The sequence below is a fragment of the Streptomyces sp. NPDC041784 genome, assembly GCF_055591025.1.
In genome coordinates this window covers 25,351-41,895 of the sequence record NZ_JBVJAB010000016.1, presented here as the reverse complement: position 1 = coordinate 41,895, position 16,545 = coordinate 25,351, and the positions used below count along the sequence as shown (strand labels likewise).

The 16,545-nt window shown below is 71.9% G+C and carries 19 protein-coding genes; 5 read left to right on the top strand and 14 right to left on the bottom strand.

Going from position 1 to position 16,545, the window contains the following annotated elements; translation table 11 throughout:
• Nucleotides 1-3 precede the first annotated feature (3 nt).
• The 7 genes from ACZ6D7_RS30425 to ACZ6D7_RS30395 are packed head-to-tail and all read right to left on the bottom strand — an operon-like array spanning nucleotide 4 to nucleotide 7,864.
• Nucleotides 4-1,194, bottom strand: a complete 1,191-nt coding sequence (locus ACZ6D7_RS30425) for a hypothetical protein (protein ID WP_469497540.1) — start codon at nucleotides 1,192-1,194, stop codon at nucleotides 4-6.
• A 24-nt stretch (nucleotides 1,195-1,218) separates the two neighbouring features.
• Complete coding sequence (locus ACZ6D7_RS30420) at nucleotides 1,219-2,442, bottom strand: hypothetical protein (RefSeq protein WP_469497537.1); 1,224 nt, start codon at nucleotides 2,440-2,442, stop codon at nucleotides 1,219-1,221.
• A gap of 49 nt (nucleotides 2,443-2,491) precedes the next feature.
• Entirely contained in the window at nucleotides 2,492-3,688 is a 1,197-nt protein-coding gene (locus ACZ6D7_RS30415) for a hypothetical protein (protein ID WP_469497534.1), read from the bottom strand.
• Between the two features lie 4 nt (nucleotides 3,689-3,692).
• Complete coding sequence (locus ACZ6D7_RS30410; protein ID WP_469497531.1) at nucleotides 3,693-4,613, bottom strand: phage distal tail protein; 921 nt, start codon at nucleotides 4,611-4,613, stop codon at nucleotides 3,693-3,695.
• Nucleotides 4,614-4,638: 25 nt separating this feature from the next.
• On the bottom strand, nucleotides 4,639-5,925 hold the full coding sequence (locus ACZ6D7_RS30405; RefSeq protein ID WP_469497529.1) for a phage tail family protein: 1,287 nt from the start codon (nucleotides 5,923-5,925) through the stop codon (nucleotides 4,639-4,641).
• Nucleotides 5,922-7,115, bottom strand: coding sequence for a phage tail protein (locus tag ACZ6D7_RS30400; protein ID WP_469497526.1), 1,194 nt, complete (start codon nucleotides 7,113-7,115; stop codon nucleotides 5,922-5,924). Before ACZ6D7_RS30400 ends, ACZ6D7_RS30405 begins: the two co-directional genes overlap by 4 nt.
• 50 nt (nucleotides 7,116-7,165) lie before the next feature.
• Nucleotides 7,166-7,864 carry a hypothetical protein gene (locus ACZ6D7_RS30395; protein ID WP_469497523.1) on the bottom strand — a complete coding sequence of 233 codons (699 nt, stop codon included), beginning with the start codon at nucleotides 7,862-7,864 and terminating at the stop codon, nucleotides 7,166-7,168.
• A gap of 127 nt (nucleotides 7,865-7,991) precedes the next feature.
• On the opposite strand from ACZ6D7_RS30395, the gene ACZ6D7_RS30390 reads away from it, so the two are divergent.
• On the top strand, nucleotides 7,992-8,840 hold the full coding sequence (locus tag ACZ6D7_RS30390; RefSeq protein ID WP_469497520.1) for a hypothetical protein: 849 nt from the start codon (nucleotides 7,992-7,994) through the stop codon (nucleotides 8,838-8,840).
• 59 nt (nucleotides 8,841-8,899) lie between these two features.
• Here ACZ6D7_RS30390 and ACZ6D7_RS30385 read toward each other — a convergent pair whose 3' ends face one another.
• Entirely contained in the window at nucleotides 8,900-9,109 is a 210-nt protein-coding gene (locus ACZ6D7_RS30385; protein ID WP_469497518.1) for a hypothetical protein, read from the bottom strand.
• 397 nt (nucleotides 9,110-9,506) lie between these two features.
• Here ACZ6D7_RS30385 and ACZ6D7_RS30380 point away from each other — a divergent pair, with 397 nt between their 5' ends.
• Complete coding sequence (locus ACZ6D7_RS30380; RefSeq protein ID WP_469497515.1) at nucleotides 9,507-10,472, top strand: hypothetical protein; 966 nt, start codon at nucleotides 9,507-9,509, stop codon at nucleotides 10,470-10,472.
• An 87-nt stretch (nucleotides 10,473-10,559) separates the two neighbouring features.
• On the opposite strand, the gene ACZ6D7_RS30375 is transcribed toward ACZ6D7_RS30380, so the two are convergent.
• The 5 genes from ACZ6D7_RS30375 to ACZ6D7_RS30355 form a co-directional block, all read right to left on the bottom strand.
• Nucleotides 10,560-10,934, bottom strand: coding sequence for a hypothetical protein (locus tag ACZ6D7_RS30375; RefSeq protein ID WP_469497971.1), 375 nt, complete (start codon nucleotides 10,932-10,934; stop codon nucleotides 10,560-10,562).
• A gap of 65 nt (nucleotides 10,935-10,999) precedes the next feature.
• The gene (locus ACZ6D7_RS30370; protein WP_469497512.1) at nucleotides 11,000-11,290 is read right to left on the bottom strand and encodes a hypothetical protein; all 291 of its coding nucleotides are present in this window, start codon (nucleotides 11,288-11,290) and stop codon (nucleotides 11,000-11,002) included.
• Nucleotides 11,291-11,389: 99 nt separating this feature from the next.
• Complete coding sequence (locus ACZ6D7_RS30365; RefSeq protein WP_469497510.1) at nucleotides 11,390-11,992, bottom strand: phage tail tube protein; 603 nt, start codon at nucleotides 11,990-11,992, stop codon at nucleotides 11,390-11,392.
• Nucleotides 11,993-12,149: 157 nt separating this feature from the next.
• A complete protein-coding gene (locus ACZ6D7_RS30360; RefSeq protein WP_469497507.1) occupies nucleotides 12,150-12,563 on the bottom strand; it encodes a hypothetical protein in 414 nt (137 codons plus the stop codon).
• Nucleotides 12,564-13,103: 540 nt separating this feature from the next.
• Nucleotides 13,104-13,628 carry a helix-turn-helix domain-containing protein gene (locus tag ACZ6D7_RS30355; RefSeq protein ID WP_469497504.1) on the bottom strand — a complete coding sequence of 175 codons (525 nt, stop codon included), beginning with the start codon at nucleotides 13,626-13,628 and terminating at the stop codon, nucleotides 13,104-13,106.
• Between the two features lie 233 nt (nucleotides 13,629-13,861).
• Here ACZ6D7_RS30355 and ACZ6D7_RS30350 point away from each other — a divergent pair, with 233 nt between their 5' ends.
• The 3 genes from ACZ6D7_RS30350 to ACZ6D7_RS30340 all read left to right on the top strand — a co-directional run bounded on the left by ACZ6D7_RS30350 (nucleotide 13,862) and on the right by ACZ6D7_RS30340 (nucleotide 15,112).
• On the top strand, nucleotides 13,862-14,182 hold the full coding sequence (locus ACZ6D7_RS30350; RefSeq protein ID WP_469497501.1) for a WhiB family transcriptional regulator: 321 nt from the start codon (nucleotides 13,862-13,864) through the stop codon (nucleotides 14,180-14,182).
• Nucleotides 14,183-14,288: 106 nt separating this feature from the next.
• Entirely contained in the window at nucleotides 14,289-14,900 is a 612-nt protein-coding gene (locus ACZ6D7_RS30345; RefSeq protein WP_469497967.1) for a hypothetical protein, read from the top strand.
• Nucleotides 14,897-15,112, top strand: a complete 216-nt coding sequence (locus tag ACZ6D7_RS30340) for a MerR family transcriptional regulator (protein ID WP_469497498.1) — start codon at nucleotides 14,897-14,899, stop codon at nucleotides 15,110-15,112. Before ACZ6D7_RS30345 ends, ACZ6D7_RS30340 begins: the two co-directional genes overlap by 4 nt.
• A gap of 1 nt (nucleotide 15,113) precedes the next feature.
• On the opposite strand, the gene ACZ6D7_RS30335 is transcribed toward ACZ6D7_RS30340, so the two are convergent.
• Nucleotides 15,114-16,409: a hypothetical protein gene (locus ACZ6D7_RS30335; RefSeq protein WP_469497496.1), complete on the bottom strand. Its 1,296-nt coding sequence runs from the start codon at nucleotides 16,407-16,409 to the stop codon at nucleotides 15,114-15,116.
• Nucleotides 16,410-16,545: the final 136 nt, after the last annotated feature.

The window sequence follows — 16,545 nt, the reverse complement described above, 5'->3', positions numbered from 1 at the left end:
GGGTCAGGAACTCGGGTCGACGCGGATGAAGAGGTTGTCGAACTCGCAGGTGACCGCGGCGTTGCTGGAGCGGTGGAGCGCGGTCACCGTGTACTCGGCGCCGGCGACCAGCCCGTAGATCCGGAACAGGGTGGAGACGGAACTGGCGACCGCTCCGCCGTGGACCGCGGCGTACTCGTCGCTCGCGGCGATGATCACGGTGCCGCTCCGGGTGAGCTGCGCGGTCATGAACGCGGTGGCGGTGGTGCTCTCCTTGGTCACCATCCTGGCGCCGAAGCTGAGCAGGACGGCGCCCGTCGGCGGGGCGGTGAAGGTGAGCGTCAGCGCCGAGACGGCCGTGTCGGTGAGGGCGGCCGTGTAGGTCGTCGACGCGGTGGTGCCCGCGTCGAGGGAGCCGGTGTACGCCGGCGGTGCCACCGCCGACTGCCACGCGGAGCCGTTCCAGCGCTGGAGGACACCGCTCGCGGAGTCGCGGTACTGGCCGGTGTAGCTGCCGGTGGTCAGGGTGCCGGCGGGGGCGATGCCGCCGAGGCCCTTCGGGTACGGCACCCAGGCCGTGCCGTCCCAGCGCTGCAGCGTGCCGTTGATGTCCCGGTAGTGGCCGGGGTAGCCGCCGGGGGCGGTGTCGTCGGAGCGGGTCGGCAGGATGCCGCCGATCGCGACGGTGGTCGGGCGCAGGTCGACGCGCGCGGTGTCCCAGGCGATGCCGTTCGCGCCGGCGTTGGTGTTCGCGGCGACGGTGACGGAGAACAGGACCAGGGAGGTGTCCGGGGCGGTGGGCGCGACCGGGACGGCGGCCGCGGTGCCCTTGACGATCTCGACGACGGCCTCGGAGCGGCCGGAGCTGTCGTAGGCGTGGTCGTAGACGCGTACGACGACCAGGTCGATCCGGGTGTACTGCGGGTCGCCGTCGGCGAAGGTGAGCGGCACCGGTTCGGTGACGGCCACCGGGTAGACGCCACGGGCGACCGTCGACTGGATCACCGCCCGGCCCACGCCGACGGTGGCGGTCATGCCGCCGACGGTGCCGTTCAGCCACAGGCCGGTGACCCGGTAGAGGCCGTTGTCGGAGCCGGGCAGGACGCCGGAGCGGCCCTTGATGTCGGTGACCGGGGTGAGCGCCCCGATCTGGGTGACCCGGGTGTCCTCCCGGGTCTGGCCGTCCGGGGACAGCCAGGCGGAACGTGCGTTCATGGCGGGTCCTTCGGGAGGCGCGGATCAGAGGGTGGCGGCTTCGTAGGTGCCGTGGACGGAGAGGATGTCCCCCACGGCCCAGGTGAACGGCAGCGCCTTGTCCCAGGCGCCGGTGCTGGTCTTGAGGGTGTCGCGCAGGGAGCGGACGACGCCTCCGTTGGCCGTCGCGAGCAGCCCGGTGCCCTGGTAGTGGAGGACGGCGGAGGCGTCGTAGGCCTCGGCGCTCAGGACCCGGCCGTCCAGCTTCCAGTCGGGGGTGGAGACCGGTGCGACCGGCAGCGAGAAGGTCCAGTCGGGGTCGGTGGCCGTCGCCGACAGGTTGGTCGTCGAACCGATCCTGAGATAGATCCGGACGTGCACGAGCGTGCCCGTCTTCACGTACGAACCGGCCAGCAGGCCGTTGCCGATCGTCGGCGCGGTGCCGTTCTCGACGCGCCACACCGGTGTGTAGTCGGTCCAGGTGGGGGCCGGCTGGTACGACACCCAGCCCGAACCGTTCCAGCGCTGGAGCCGGCCGTCGGAGGAGTCGCGGTACTGGCCGGTGTAGCTGGCCGTGGTGACCGCGCCGGCCGGGGCGATCCCGCCCAGCGCGCTCGGGTACGACACCCAGGCCGAGCCGTCCCAGCGCTGGAGGGCGCCGCCGGAGTCCCGGTACTGGCCCGGGTAGGCGCCGCCGCCGGTGTCGCCGTACACCGGGAGGATGCCGCCGAGCGCGACGACGGGCGTGCGCAGGTCGGTCACGTCGGTGTTCCAGCTGATCCCGCCGTTGCCGGAGCTGCGGCCGCGCGGGACCAGCACCCGGTAGACCGGCAGCGCGATGGCCGGGAGGACGGGCGGGACCGGGGTGGCGGCCGGTTCGCCCTTGACGATCTCGACGGCGGCCTTGGTGAAGCCGGTGTTGTCGTACAGGCGGTCGTAGATCCGCAGGACGACCACGTCGATCCGGTCGTACGAGGCGTCGCCGTCGGCGAAGGTGAGGGCCAGCTGCTCGGCCAGCGCGACCGGGTAGGCGCCCTGGTTGCTGTCGGCCTGGATGACGGCCCGGCCCTCGTGGACGGTGGCGGTCATGGTGCCGGCGCCGCCCTCCATCCAGAAGCCGGACATCCGGTACTGCCCGTCGTAGGAGCCGGGCAGGATGCCGGAGCGGACCTCCAGGGGGTTGGCGGGGGTGGTCGCGCCGATCTGGGTGAGTCGGGTGTCCTCGCGGGTCTGGCCGGTCTCGGCCACCCATGAGCTGCGCAGGTTCATCTGCTGGTCTCCTGTGATCTCCGGAGGGGGAACGGAAGGTGAGGGGGCGTCAGGACCTGAGCCACTCGGCGGTGAGGTTCGAGGAGTAGCCGGAGCCGCCGAGGGCGGTGACTGTGGTGCCCGAGTTCTGCAGTCCGAACAGCGCGAGCTTGTCGCCGGCCGCCAGCTTGAGCAGGCAGCTGCCGCCGACACTGGTGGCCAGCGGACCGGCCCCGATCAGCCAGGTGGCCCGCGAGACCCCGGCGCCGTTGAGATGCAGGCGCGCGCCGCGCGAGCCGGTGGTGGACTCCGAGAACCAGCTCACGCCGAGGGACACCCGCCACCAGCCGGACCGGGGCACGCTGTAGGTGTTCGACCCGGTCCAGCCGGCCGCGTCGTCCACATCGGTGGAGTTCAGGGTGATCTGCGTCCAGGTGCCGCTGGCCACGGACTGCGGGGTGGTCTGTGAGACGCTGAGCAGGAGGGTGGTGCGTCCCTCCGCGTACTGCCAGGCGCTGCCGTTCCAGCGCTGGAGCAGCCCGGCGGCGTCCTCCCGGTACTGGCCGGCGTAGCTGCCGGTGACGAGCAGGGGAGCGGACGGGGCGATCCCGCCGACGGACCTCGGGTACGGCAGCCAGGCGGCGCCGTCCCAGCGCTGGAGCACACCGGACTCCTCGCGGTACTGGCCGGCGTACGCGCCGCTGAAGCCGCCGGCGGGGACGATCCCGCCGAGGGCGACCGTCGGATAGCGCAGGTTCGTGACCGCCGAGGCCCAGTCCACGCCGCCGGTGCCGGCCGACACCCCCTTGGGCACCAGGATCCGGTAGAGCGGCAGCGCGCTGCCGTCGGGCGTGTTCGGCACCACCGGCGTGGCCGCGGGGGTGCCCTGGACCAGACGGACCTTGGCCGCGGCCTGCGCGGTGCCGTCGTAGACACCGTCCTGGACGGCCAGTTCGACGAGGTCGATCCGGTCGTACTGGGCGTCGCCGTCGGGCACGGTCAGGGTCTCCGGCTCGGTCACCGCGACCGGGTAGGCGCCCTGGTTGTTCCGGCCGCCCTGGACGAAGGCGCGGCCGGTGCCGATCGTGAAGGTCATGCCCCCGGTGGCCCCGGAGAGCGCGAAGCCGCCGGGGACGATGCCGCCGCGGGCCTTGAGCGGGACGTTCTCGGCGGCGTTGGCGTTGACGGTGAGCAGACCGGACAGGGTGAGGCGGGTGTCCTCGCGGGTCTGGCCGTTCTCGGTGAGCCAGGCGGTTCGTACGGTCATGTGATCACCACTCCGCCGCGCGCCAGCGGACCGACATCCGGGCGCCGGTGTCGTAGGTGTCGGGCCGGAAGGCCAGTTGGGCGCGGCCGGGGGCGAAGGCGAACAGTTCCTCGGGGCTGCTGTCCGCGGCCGCGGCGTGGCGGCGGGAGGCGGTGCCGTTGAGGGTGACCGTGCCGGCCGCCGTGTCCACCACCAGCTCGTCGCCGGTCGCGAGACCGATCTCGTAGCGCAGCCGCTGGGCCGAGGTCCGGTCGGTCACCGTCGGGTTGGTGCACGGGCCGGTGAAGGTGATCACCGGGTGGGTGGGCGCGGAGCCGTCGTTGTCGGCGTTGACGTCACCCGTGGAGGCCGCCTGGCCCCAGTACAGCGGCCAGGTCAGCGGCCAGGTCAGACCGCTCTCCGGCTGCGGTGCGCCGGTGACCGCGGTCTGCTCGGTGACCGCGTAGCGGCGCGGGTCGGTGGCGTACCACTGCACGGACGCCCGGGAGACGCCCTGGGTGGTGTACGTGCGGTCGGCGGCCAGCACGCGCTGGCTGACCCGGGCCCGCACGGCCAGCGTCTCGCCGTGCAGCCGCACCGCCAGCCAGCGCTCCTGGTCGCCGAGGAGCAGGGCCTGGCGCAGGGCACGCGTGGTGGCGAGGGAGGAGGCCGTGGCGCCCTGCGGCGGTACGGTCCACACCGTGCCGCCGACCTTGCGGGGCTTGGCGTAGCGGGCGCCCGGCCAGGCGCCGTGCGCGGTGGGGTGGTCGGCGTCGGAGGAGTCGTACTCCGGCAGGTCCTCCCAGCCGCTGAGGCCCCCGCGGTCGATCTCGTACGGGGTGCCGGGGCCCATCAGCAGTCCGGCCCACTGCATCTGCCCGTCGCGGGTGATGAGTGAGCCGGGTGGCACGTCGTCGGTGTATGCGGTTGCGGTCGTCTCGGCCATGTCGGCCGTCACCTCGCTCTCGGGATCAGGTGCAGGCATGGGCGGCGGCGAGGAAGAGCAGGTCCTCGGCGGTGCCCCGGGCGCCGGCGCCGCGGTTCTCGTGGAACTCCTTGATGTGGTGGCGCTGCTGGGGCGCGGACCGTCGCCGTTGCCGGGCGCGGACGCGCCGGCGCTCCAGCTCGGTCAGCGGCAGCACGCGGCCCGCGCGGGGAGAGGCGCCGGGGACCGCGACACCGCCCTCGGCGAGCATCGGGATGCGGTCCAGGTCCACGCCGAACTTCTTGCCGAGGAGGCTGAAGCTGAGGCCGTTGAGCTTGTCGATGACCCAGTTGGCGAAGGCGATGAGCCCCTGGATCGGGCCCTTCACCACCCCGGCGAAGGTCTGCGCGCCGGTGGTGACGAACTGGCCCAGCGCGTTCAGGGTGCGGGAGGTGGCCTCCTTGACCCGGGTGAACATCCGGGGGATGTCCTTGGTGATCCAGTCGAGCGCCGGCTCGACCGCGTCCTTGAACCCCCGCCAGATCGACGACACCTTGCCGCTGAGCGCCCGGGTGTCCCCGGTGGTCAGCGCCTTCAGCACGGCGAATCCGGTACCGACGAGGGTGCCGATGGCGGTCAGTGCGCCGGTGATCACGCCGAGGTAGCCGGTGACGTACGTGTTCACCGCGCTCGCGATGGCCTTGAGCAGCGGGGTCATGGCGGTCAGACAGCCCTCGACGTACTTCAGTACGAGCGTGGCGAGCTGCTCCATCAGCCGTTGCCCGGTCTCGGAGTTCATCGCGAGATCGAGCAGCCAGCCGGCGACCGGGAGGAGCAGGCCGGTGACGAAGCCGATGGGGTTGGCCCGGGTGAGGGCGTTGACGATCAGCATCACACCGGCGCCGATCGTCATGGCGGTGCCGAAGGCGCCCATGAGGTCGCCGAGGATACCGGCGGCCGCGATGAGACCGCCGACCAGGGCGAGAACCCCGCCGGTTGCGGACAGGAGTCTGCCGGAGGCCCTGGTGGCGGCCCTGGCCTTGGCGCCGAGTGACTTCACCGCGGTGGCCGTCGTGGTGGCGGCCCGTCCCGCCTTGGCCACCGCGCGGGCGGCGGCGTCGGCGCTCGCCTTGGTCCGGCGTACGGCGGTGCCGGCCTGGTCGGTGGCGGAGCGGACGCCGTCGGTGCCCGTGGCGGCTCTCTTGACGCTCCCGGTGAGGGAGCGCAGGGCGTCTCCGCCCTGTTCGACGCGGGACCGGAAGGAGGCGAGGGCCGAGGCGACGCCCCTGAACAGGTCGGCGGGCCCGCCCGCCGTCGTCGCGCCGGCACTCATCCGCGTGCCTTCGCCAGGAACATCAGGGCGTCGGCGGTCCGCTGCGGGCTGCTGGTCTCGGCCGCGTGGTAGTGCTCGATGTGCAGCGCGCCGCCGGCCCCGGCGGATCCGGCGTACGCCCGGCCCTCGGAGGCCGCCCGGCGCAGCAGCCGGTCCAGCTTGCTCAGCGGCAGGACGGCCTCCGCCTCACCGGCCTCGGCGAGGATCGCCGGGACACCGCCGGAGCGGGGCATGACGACACCACCGGTGGCCAGCATGGGGATCCTGGGCAGGCTGACGCCGAAGGTCTTGCCGCCGACGCCCGGCACCCAGCCCGGGATGGAGACCTTGATGCCGTTCAGGGCGCCGATGGCCCGGTTGATGATGCCGATGACCGCGTTGATCGGGCCCTTCACGGCGCTCTTGATGCCGTCGAAGGCGCGGCTCGCGATGCCCTTGAGGCCGCCCCAGATGCTGGACAGCTTGTCCTTGACGGCCCGGAAGGCGTTCGGGATCGCGGACTTGACCCAGTTGACGACGGGCGAGATGACGGCCTTGATGCCCTTCCAGACGCCGGAGACGACCGTCTTGATCGCGTTCAGCGCGGTGCTGATGACCTTCTTCCAGATGGCGACGTAGGTCTTGATGACGGTGGCGACGGCCTTGACGACCTTGGAGATCGCCGTCTTGATGCCGTTCCAGACCGACTTGATGAGTTTGGCGGCGTTCTTCATGATCGGCCCGATGGCCTTCATGACGCTGCTGATCACGGACTTGATGACACCGAAGGCCGTCTTGAGGACCTTCTGCATGGTCTTCGACTTGGTCGCCATCTCGACGACCTTCTCGATCAGCGGCATGAGCAGGTCCATGAGCATGCCGAAGAAGTTGCCCTTCATCGACTTGTTCATCTTGTCCTGGCCCTTGGCCGCCTTGCTCGCCCCGGACTCGTACTTCCCGAGGTTCTTGCCGGCGGTGGAACCGGTCTTGCCGGCCTTGGCCATGGCCTTTTCGGCCTGGTCCGAGGAGGTTTTGAGGTCTTTCAGTTCCTTTTCGGCGTCCTGGGCCGAACTCTTCAGCCGCTTCAGTTCACCGGAGCCGGAACCTGCCTTGCTCTTGAGGGAGTCGACGGCTCGGCCTGCTCCGTCGGCCTGGGTCTTGAAACCCTTGAGGGTCGACGACGTGTTCTGCAATGAGCGGGAAAGGGACATGGATACGTAACTCCCTGGTGTCGACGGTCAGATGAAGGACCGGGAGGGCGTCAGAGGGCACGCACCAGGGCCTGGACGCGGAGTTCGAGCCGCCGGATGTCGGCTTCCGTCCCGGAGAGGTTCCCGAGGGACATGGAACGCGTCGCGCTGTCGCGGTCGCGTGCGTCGGTCCGCGTGTTCCTGGCCCTGCGCTGGAGCTCGTCGACGCGCCTGTTGGTGGCACTGACTCTGCGGTGCGCGTCGTTGGCCCTGTTCTGCAGATGACCCGCGGCGGTGTCGAGGCGGCCGAGCCGGGTCTCGATCCGGACGAGCCGCCGCTCGGCGTCGCCCTCGGGGTTGTTCCACCCGCGCCGGTCCTGCAGCCTGCCGATGGCCTCATTGACCCGGTCGACCCACCGCGGGGTGAAGAACGGCTTGAATTCGATCTTGAAGAGGCTCCAGGAGAATTCGACGGCGATGAGCGACGCGGCGATCACGTTGACGGCCGCGTTGAGGCCGTTGATCTCCTCCTTGGCGATGTTCCATTCCGACTTCTGGCCGGCGCCCGCCGTGGGCTGGTACCAGTCGGGGTCGTCGAAGACCTTGCCGTTCTTCTCCTTCTCCTCCTTGTCCTGGGCGGCCTGCAACTGATTCTCGAAGTCGCTCGTCGACAGCTTTTTCCCGATGTCCGAGGTCAGGGTGTCGATCTGCTTCTGCTGGTCGGACTGTGTCTTCTTGAGCTGGGCGATCTGCTCGGCTGGTGTGGTCACGGACTTCTCCTCGATTCGATTCCGGACAGGGCCCGCGAACCCCCCGAACTCGGCGGCCGGTCAGGCGGGTTGTGGAATGCTGTGGGGTGAACGCCGCCGTCCCGCAGAGGTCCGGAAAGAGGTAGTCATGGCCCGTCGGTCCGAGCCGGCCCCGCTTCCGTCGATCACGCTTCGCGGATACGGCGACAGCATGTGGCTGGAGGCCAGGGCGGTTCTGCTGGACCAGAAGGGGTCACGTCGGCGGATACCGATCGCGGCGGTCGAGGGAGCCCGGGTGACGGGTCGCGGCGGCCGGTCGGTCGAGGTGACGCTGTGGGCCGGTGACGGTGTGCCGGGCCCGGTGTTCGTGGTGGAGGGCCGGGACGCCGAATCCGCCGGCCGGCTGGTCGAGGTGATCAACGGGGCGCGGCCGGAGACGGGACCGCCGCAGGGTGGGGCGCCCTTGGTCGAAGTGCTGTCGGTGGGGCCCGCGGAGGCCCGGCGCGGGAACAGGCGCAACCGCGCCGTGGAATTCGCCGTTCTCGCGGTCTACCTCGGCGGTATCGCCGGGCTGGCTCTGGCGGGACGTCCGTTCCGGGCGTTGCTGTGGGCGACGGGGGTGCTGCCGCTCCTCCTCGGCCTCCTCGTCGTGGGTCCCGCGGTCGTGGCGGCGCGTCGGCGGTGGCCGCTGAGCAGGCGGGGCGTCACGGTCGTGGCGGTGTTCCACAAGGAGCACGGACGGCGGAGGTTCTTCCGGTACACCGACCTCGAGGGCGGCGCGCACGAGATCCGGGCCGACTACGCGGCGCGGGGGATCGGCGGCGATCCGCAGCGCATCGAGGTCGTCTACGACCCGGAGGACCCCGATCGGGCGGTCTGCTCGCTGGCGGTGCCGACCCTGGTCTTCAGGACGGCCGGGGTCGTTCTCCTCGGGGTTCCGCTCGTGCTGCTCGGGCTCACCATGACGGTGGTCCAAGCGGTGAGTCTTCTCTTCTGACGATCCGGTGCCCTCGGTCGCCGGCCGCCGCGCGCCCGCCGGAACTCCGGGCGAGGCCCCTACGGCCGGCGCGGCCGGGCGGCCCGCCGGGCCTCCGTCAGGGCGTCCGACCAGCCGGCGGCGTAGGCGCGGGACTCCCGGGCGAGCAGTTCTTCGTACACCCGGTCGAGCAGCGCCTCGCGGTCGGGGGCCGTGGTGTGCAGGAGGTGAGCGAGGCGGGTGTAGGTGTCGATCGGCTGCTTCGGGGAGTTGCTCGTGCCAGTCGCCATGTCGGGCCTGCTTTCCGGTCTGTCCGCTGGTCTGTGGTGCAGCTGACGCTCCTGGGGTGTTCGAAGCGCCTGTTCACGTCTGTTCGAACTAGTGTACGAGTAGTCCCGTGGTTCCGTTCCGTGTTTGGCGAGGACTCTCCGTGGTTCCGCGGTCCGGACCTGCGGCGATGCAGGGTGCGCTGAAAGCTCCGCCAGGTTCGTGGAGTAGGATCCGGCCGTTCTCCCGTCGGTCAGGGATCGGCAAACTGCCGGGCCCCGTAAGTGATCTGAGGGCCCGCCAGACGACGGTGGACGGCGGCGGGGCAGCCGTCCTTCGCGCGGGGGGCGTGAAGGGACAGGGGACGAGAGCAAGGCCAACGGGGTGGACGGCGACACGAACAATGCGCGAAATGATCATGTGACCGACTGGCTGGAACAGTCCTCCGATCTTCCACATCTCATCGCCCGAGTCTCCGAACTCGTTCTCCGTCTGGGCTACGACCCGCAGGACCTCGTGACCCTGCCGCGGGGCGAACTCGACCGCCGCGAACTGGCCGCGTACAGCGCCGGCTGGGCCGATGTCGTCGCCGAGCAGCTCCCGGCGATCCGGCGCGCCTACGAGGAGCGGATCACCGCCGCCTACCTCCAGGGCCAGGAGGACGCCCGCACCGGCCACCGGCCGCGCCGGGCCCGCCGGGCCGAGGGCGACACGGGGGGTGAGGTCATCCAGCTGCCGTACGTCCAGCTGCTGCGGCCTCCTTCCGAGGTGACGCGGGTAGAGGCGCGCGGGGAGCGGGAGCGGTCCGTGGCGGACGGCTCACCGGTACCGGTGAGCCCGCCCCAGCAGGCGGGGCGCGGTGGCGTCGCCCAGTCGTCCCCGGCCCGACGGGACGGCGACGGCGACCGGGCCGGCGGCTACGAGGCCGGTGGCAACGAGTCCCGTGGCAACGAGTCCCGTGGGCAGGAGTCCGGCGGCAACAGGTCCGGTGGGAACGAGGCCGTGGGCAACGAGTTCGGCGGCAACGGGTCCGGCGGCAACGAAACCGGTGGCAACGGGTCCGGTGGCTCGGCCGGCGACCCCTCGGGGGACTTCCTTCTCTCCGCCCGCGAGGTGCGGGAGAAACGGTCGGCGCCCACGGAACGGCGTCCGGTGGTCCGCCGCAACGGCCGCCCCAGCGTGCCGCCGCTGAACCGGCCCGGCGACGCGGGGGGCGCCGGACGGGAACGGGGACGCCGTACGGACGCGGCGGAGCGTTCCGCGCCGGACCCGGCCGAACCGCCGTCCGGGACCGGCGGCGACGAACGCCGCCGGCTCTCGGACAAGGCCCGCGCCCTCGCCGAGGACCTGGAGGGCCGGGCAGGCGGACGACGGCGGGACGAGTAGGGCGTGGCGGACGGGCTCACGGGCCCACGGGCGGTCGGGCGGACGTGCCCCGAGCCCGGGGTGTCCGGCCGCACGCTCCGCTCCGCCTCAGGCGAAGAACCGGGCCAGTTCCACCGCGGACGGTGACTGGTCCTCGCCCCGGTCTCCCCGTGGGGATGGTGTGGAGGCGCCGGTGCCGGCCTCCGCCGAATCCGCCGACTCCTCCGGTACGTCGCCCGGACGCGGTACCGGTACCGGGGGTTCCGGCTGGTCGCCGTCCTCGGCGGTGTTGACGCAGGCGAACATCCAGTTCGCCGCCGCCAGATGGTCCACCGTGGCGGCCAGCAGATGGTCCGTCACCGACCACTCGGCCGCCTCGCCGTACAGGTCCCGGTTGAGGGCACTGTCGCGCGGCAGATGCTTGACGAGCACCGAGAGCCGCCGCGCGGAGAGCCGGTCCCGGTGCCAGTCGAGCAGGTCGATGCCGTAGTAGCGGAGCAGATCCGCTTCGAGTGCCTCGGCGTGTTCGTCGACGAACGCGACGAGGCTCAGTCTTCCCCCAGGCCGAGCCCGGTCTCCTTGCCGTAGGCCTCCAGGATGGCGGCGATGTCCTGCATGGTGACCTCGTGGCGCTCGAAGCGCGCGAACTGCTCCTCGCCCATGAGCAGCCCGAGCAGCCCGTCCACGTCGTTGTCGTCGAGCCGGCGCAGCGCCTTCGCGGTGGCGCGGGTCAGCTCCGTGGGCAGGGTGAAGCTCTCGTCGTCCAGCTCGAACGACCAGGTGCGGCCGAGCGCTTCCAGGCGCTGGGCGCGGGCGGCGTTGACATCGAAACGGGCCATGGTGACGGGTACTCCTCGGGTCCGTGAAGCCTTGAGGTGGGGTGGTGGTGCGGGTCCGGGGTGGGGTGAGCGGGGGTGTGCTCACCCCACCCCGGCGGGTCAGGACGCGGCGTACGCGGCGTCCTTCATCACGAAGCTGGCCAGCGCCGAGCCGTCGGCGGAGGCCATCGCCGTGTAGGTGATGCCGAGCTGGGCCGGCGACTTGCGGGCCAGCTTGATGTCGTCCGCCGCGGTGACCTGGCCGCGCGGGATGCCGAAGCGGTAGGTCACGGCAGTGCCGTCGCTCGCGCGGACGTCGGTGAACTCCAGGCCGAGGGCGCGCACGTCGGCGAACGGGCGGTCCGCGATGTCGTACTTGTAGACGCCCGTCGAGCCGGTGACGGCCTCGACCGCGCCGCCGCCCATGAAGAACGGCAGCGTGTCCTCGTTGAACTGGAGCAGCGAGAACTTCAGCGTGAGGTCGCGGTCCGAGTAGACGAAGTGGACCGGGCTGACCGCCTGCCACACGTCGACCGGCTCCAGCTTGTCCTTCTTGCTGAAGGTGACGCCGTCGCCGGAGGTGAACCCGAGGTTCTTCCAGCCGGTGGCCCAGTCGGTGGACGGGTCGGTGGAGAAGGTCGTCGGCACCTTGGTGTCGGCGGTGGCGACGTAGAGACGGCCGACTCCGGCGATGCGGATCTCGGAGGTGTTCGTTCCTGCCATGGGTGGGTCTCCTTGTAGAGGGGTGTGGAGGGGTGGTGATGCCGTTCCCGGGACTTCCGGGTACGGCGAAGGCCCCGCCGGTTCGCGCGGAGGCGAGGTGGCGGGGCCTTCGGTCTGTGGGGCGGCGACGCGGGACACGCGGCCGCGGGGGGGGGCGTCAGTAGACGTCCAGGAACACCTTCAGCACGACGACGTAGCGGTTGGCCGCGCTGTAGAGGTAGTCGGGCAGCCAGCGCGGGCCGTCCTGCTCCTCCACCTCGGTGATGAGGTTGGTGCCGTAGCGGTTGCCGGCCGCGGCCATCAGGGCGCGGCGGGCGGAGTTGGCCAGGACGTGCGCGGCCTGCTTGGTCGGGCCGTACACCTCCAGCTCGATCAGCGGCTGGTCGACGTGGAGTTCGCCGATCCAGGCGCCGCCGCGCCGGTTGACGAGCACGGCGGCGGTGGTGCCGTTGAAGTCCGGGGGCGGATCGACCGTGACGAGCGCCGTGGAGAGCGCCGAGTCGGCCTCCAGGATGTCGACGACCAGGGCCTCGACGTCCGGGAAGGCACTCGGTGGGGTGGGTGTGGTCATGCCGGGTCACCTCGCCGGGAAGCGGGAAGAAGGAAGGGCCGCCGGGCGGGCGCCGCGCGGGGGCGGGGAGGGGAGGCGCGCGGCGCCTCGGCCCGGCGTACGGCGGTGGGTACGGCCCGCGTGGGGGCCGCGGGCACAGCTCCGCCGCTGCACCAACTGTGACAGAGGAGCGTGCGCGCACGCAACTAAAACGGGGAGGTAGTTGCGGCGAGGGATCCCTGGAGGGGCGCGCGGGGCATGAAACCGCAGGTGGGGGAGGTGGGGGGTGAGGGGAGCGAGGGGGGGGGAGGTGTGGGGGAGGTGTGGGGGAGGTGGGGCGCGCGGGGGACGCATATGTGTGGCGTGGTGCGAGGTGCGTGCCGCGTCATGCAGCAGGTGCAGCAGGTGCAGCAGGTGCAGCAGGTGCAGCAGGTGGAGCAGGTGGAGCAGGTGGAGCAGGTGGAGCAGGTGCAGCAGGTGGAGCAGGTGGAGCAGGTTCCGTCGAGCGGAGCCCCCGTCGGCCCACGGGTGCCCGTCGATAGGAACGGCCGGTGGAACGGGTCAGTCGCCCGCGGACGCCGAACCCGCCGACTCCACCAGCACCCGCCCGTCCCCACGACCCGCGACCGGGGCCTGGGTCTGGACGTGCGCCTGCCCCTGCCCCGGGGTCTGCGTCTCGTTCGGCAGGAACTGCTCCACCACCCTGACGAACATCTCGCGCCGGTCGGCGGGCACGCCGAGCAGGTCGGCGACCTCCTCCAGCGTGGGGCGGCGGCCGAACTCCGCGCTGGGCGCGGGCGCGGCCAGGTAGTCGTGGGGGTCGGCGAGTTCCTCGGCCGTCAGCCGGCCGGAGCGGATGAGCATGTCGCGGACCGGAACGCCGAGCACGCGCGCCAGTCGGCGCGTGGTCTCGAGGTCCGGCATGCTCTGCCGCTGGAGCAGGCGGGTGACGGCGGCGCGGTGCACGCCCGCCTCGTCCGCGATACGCGACTTTCCGCCGCCGCGTGGGCTGTCGATGTCGTAGCCGCGGTCGCGCATGAGGTCTTCGACCCACGCGGCGAACGCGTCCAGATCCTGGGTGTTCATCTCTGCTCGCTTCCTTGGGGGTGGCACGAGTTTAGCTTGCTTGCGCGCGCAGAATTACGTGCTCTCGTGCAAGCAATGAGGAAAATTTGGGCGGTTCATGGAGGTTCGGGGGTGTGGGGTGGAGGAGGGGTATTCGAAATTCGTTGCGAGCGCGCACGCAATCTGTAAGGCTGGTGGGCGTTCACTTCGCACGGCCCGTTCACGGCCGTCTTCCGAACCGACAGGGGGGTTCCATGTCGATGCCCGAAACCGGTCCCTGCCCACCGGATCGCCTCTGGCAGTCCACCGCCGCCTGCGCAGGTCTCTCCCCGAAGGTCGTCTTCTCCAAGAAGGCCAAGGAGGCCGCCCCCGCGCTGCGGGCCTGCGCCGACTGCCCCGTGCGCCGCGCCTGCGAGGAGATCGTGGCCCCGGCCGAGAACTGGTTCGACGGCGTCTGCGGCGGCCGCCTCTGGCGCTCCGGCCGCCCGGTCCCCGTACCCGCGCACCTCCTGCCCCCGGCCTTGGCCGCGCTCGTCGCCCACCTCCCGGCCCCCGCCGGAGGCCCGCGTGACTGAGGACCGCACCACGGAGCACCGCACCACCCAGGACCGCACCACCAAAGACCGCACCACGGAGGACCACGTCACCGAGGACCGCACCACCGCGCACGCCGCCCTCTGGATCACCACCCTGCTCCAGCAGTTCCCGGAGCTGGCCACCGAACTCGCCCCGGGCCGCACCGCCCCGGCACACCGCCCCTCCGCACCCCCGCCCCCCGACGACCTCGCCGACCGGCTGCGCGAGGAGCGGGAGGAGGCGCTGCTTCTTCAGCGGCGCGGGCTCACCGCCCCCGGCCACAGCGCGGCCCCCCTGCGCCTGCACGTCTCCGACGCCATCCGGGACATCACCGACGGAGTGATCGAACTGGAGGAGGCCGTCCGCGACCGGCTCGGCCTGCCCCGTGCGCGCCGCGCTCCCGTGCCCGAGCGGCTGCGCCGTATCGCCGGGCTCCTCGACGGCATCGCTGCCGACCCCGTGCTGGCCGCGCACGTGCGCGACGAGACCCGGCGCATGGCCCGCCGCTGCGCCCGCGCGCTGGGCGACACCGAGACCGTCGTACGGATCTCCGGGCGCTGCCCCTGGTGCGACTCGGTCTCGCTGCGGGCCTTCCCGGACCGCGGCGCCGTCCTCTGCGTCAACCCGGCCTGCCGCTGCTCCGACCGGCACTGCGGCTGCCACGACGACCCGGCCTACCGGCACACCTGGGACGAGGGGGAGTGGGCGCGCGCATGAGCCACCCGGACCGACCGACGCTGATCCCGGGTCCGCTCGCCGCCCAGGAGGCCGGCGTCGCCTCCGCCACCATCCGCAAGTGGGTCCAGCTGGGCCGGCTGAGGCCGGCCGGCAAGGCGGGCCGGGCCCAGCTCTTCCGCCTGGAGGACGTCTTCGCCGCCGAACGCGCCGCCCGCGGCACGCGACGCGAACCCCGCCGGGCCGGACGGTGAGCTACGGAATTCCCAGCTCGAAGATCACGTAGTGCGCGTACCAGCCCGAGGCCAGTGCCGCCGTCGTGAAGAACACCGCGAGGCTCGGCCACTTCAGCCGGCTCAGCGCCGCCGCCGGGGCCAGCAGCAGGGGGAACGCGGGGAGCAGATAGCGGCCGGTGTTGCCGAACATCTGCTGCGTCCCCAGCACGGTCACGATCGACGCCAGCGTGTACGCGACCAGCACCAGCGGTGGCCTCTTGCGCAGCATCAGCGCGATCAGGAAGGGCAGCGCCAGCACGATCTGCACGGCTATCAGGTCCGGGGTGGAGAAGGCGAACAGGTAGTCGCCGTGGCCGACCGCGATGTTGCCCAGGACGTCGAGCGTGTACGCGCCGTAGTCGAAGTAGTGCGCCCAGCCCTCGCGCTGGAGCGTGAAGTACGCGGTGAGGTCGCCCATGCTCAGGCCGACCCAGGTGATGTAGGTGAGCAGGCCGAGCGGCGCGGCGACCATCGCGTACACCGGACCGGCGACCCCGTGCTCGCGCCTGCTCTCCTTGCGGGCCAGCGTCACGATCGCGGCGAGCCCCACGGCCCCGATGAGCGCGGCGGACGTCGGCCGGTTGAGCCCTGCCAGGAAGGCGAGCAGCCCCGCCGCCACCCAGCGGCGCTGCATCACGCAGTAGCAGCACCAGGAGGCGATGGCCACGAAGACCGACTCCGAGTAGACCGCCCACTCCACGCCCGCCCCGGGCACCACCGCCCACAGCCCGGCCGCGATCGTCCCGGCCCGCACCCCCGCGAGCGTCGAGACGACGGCGTAGATGCCGGCGGCGGCCACGAAGGACGCCAGCACCGACACCAGGATCCCGGAGCCGAACAGCCCCAGCCCGGTGATCTCCGACACGCCCCGGATCAGCCCGGGATAGAGCGGGAAGAACGCGACCGAGTCCTGCTTGACCGTGAACAGGCCGCCGGGGTTCAGCGGTTGCAGCGGCTTGGGGTCGTACCCCTTCTCCGCGACCTGGAGGTACCACCAGCCGTCCCAGGTGGCGAGGACGTCCCACCAGTGCGCGCCGCCGCCGAAGCGCGGCTGCTTCTTCTGGTAGTCGTCGGCCCACTCCAGCAGCCAGGCGAAGACGGACAGCCCCACGAGCTTCGTCACGCCGTAGAGGAGCAGCGGGGCGCGGTACGGTCGTAGACCGTCCGGCAGCGCGAGACGGCGGAACGCCGGGGGCCGCTGCTTCCGCCCACCGGGCCGGTCGGGCTCGTCGGGCGTGGCGGAGTCCGTCGCCGCGTCGCTGCGGGCCGTGCTCATGACTGGAGTCCCCCTAGGGCCTGCCCTCGGACGGCCGGCCGGTCCGTGAGCACGGAGCCGAACCGCTGCCCGGATGGTCGTGAAGTGTGGTCATAAGATCGCAACAGAGTCGCACATGTGCGCCACAGGTTGGGGG

Coding starts and splice junctions, on each gene's coding strand:
- ACZ6D7_RS30365 (WP_469497510.1), bottom strand. CDS start 11,992: ATGGCAGGAACGAACACCTCCGAGATCCGCATCGCCGGAGTCGGCCGT.
- ACZ6D7_RS30400 (WP_469497526.1), bottom strand. CDS start 7,115: ATGTCCCTTTCCCGCTCATTGCAGAACACGTCGTCGACCCTCAAGGGT.
- ACZ6D7_RS30350 (WP_469497501.1), top strand. CDS start 13,862: ATGTCGATGCCCGAAACCGGTCCCTGCCCACCGGATCGCCTCTGGCAG.
- ACZ6D7_RS30425 (WP_469497540.1), bottom strand. CDS start 1,194: ATGAACGCACGTTCCGCCTGGCTGTCCCCGGACGGCCAGACCCGGGAG.
- ACZ6D7_RS30385 (WP_469497518.1), bottom strand. CDS start 9,109: ATGGCGACTGGCACGAGCAACTCCCCGAAGCAGCCGATCGACACCTAC.
- ACZ6D7_RS30415 (WP_469497534.1), bottom strand. CDS start 3,688: ATGACCGTACGAACCGCCTGGCTCACCGAGAACGGCCAGACCCGCGAG.
- ACZ6D7_RS30335 (WP_469497496.1), bottom strand. CDS start 16,409: ATGAGCACGGCCCGCAGCGACGCGGCGACGGACTCCGCCACGCCCGAC.
- ACZ6D7_RS30405 (WP_469497529.1), bottom strand. CDS start 5,925: ATGAGTGCCGGCGCGACGACGGCGGGCGGGCCCGCCGACCTGTTCAGG.
- ACZ6D7_RS30340 (WP_469497498.1), top strand. CDS start 14,897: ATGAGCCACCCGGACCGACCGACGCTGATCCCGGGTCCGCTCGCCGCC.
- ACZ6D7_RS30355 (WP_469497504.1), bottom strand. CDS start 13,628: ATGAACACCCAGGATCTGGACGCGTTCGCCGCGTGGGTCGAAGACCTC.
- ACZ6D7_RS30360 (WP_469497507.1), bottom strand. CDS start 12,563: ATGACCACACCCACCCCACCGAGTGCCTTCCCGGACGTCGAGGCCCTG.
- ACZ6D7_RS30390 (WP_469497520.1), top strand. CDS start 7,992: ATGGCCCGTCGGTCCGAGCCGGCCCCGCTTCCGTCGATCACGCTTCGC.
- ACZ6D7_RS30420 (WP_469497537.1), bottom strand. CDS start 2,442: ATGAACCTGCGCAGCTCATGGGTGGCCGAGACCGGCCAGACCCGCGAG.
- ACZ6D7_RS30370 (WP_469497512.1), bottom strand. CDS start 11,290: ATGGCCCGTTTCGATGTCAACGCCGCCCGCGCCCAGCGCCTGGAAGCG.
- ACZ6D7_RS30410 (WP_469497531.1), bottom strand. CDS start 4,613: ATGGCCGAGACGACCGCAACCGCATACACCGACGACGTGCCACCCGGC.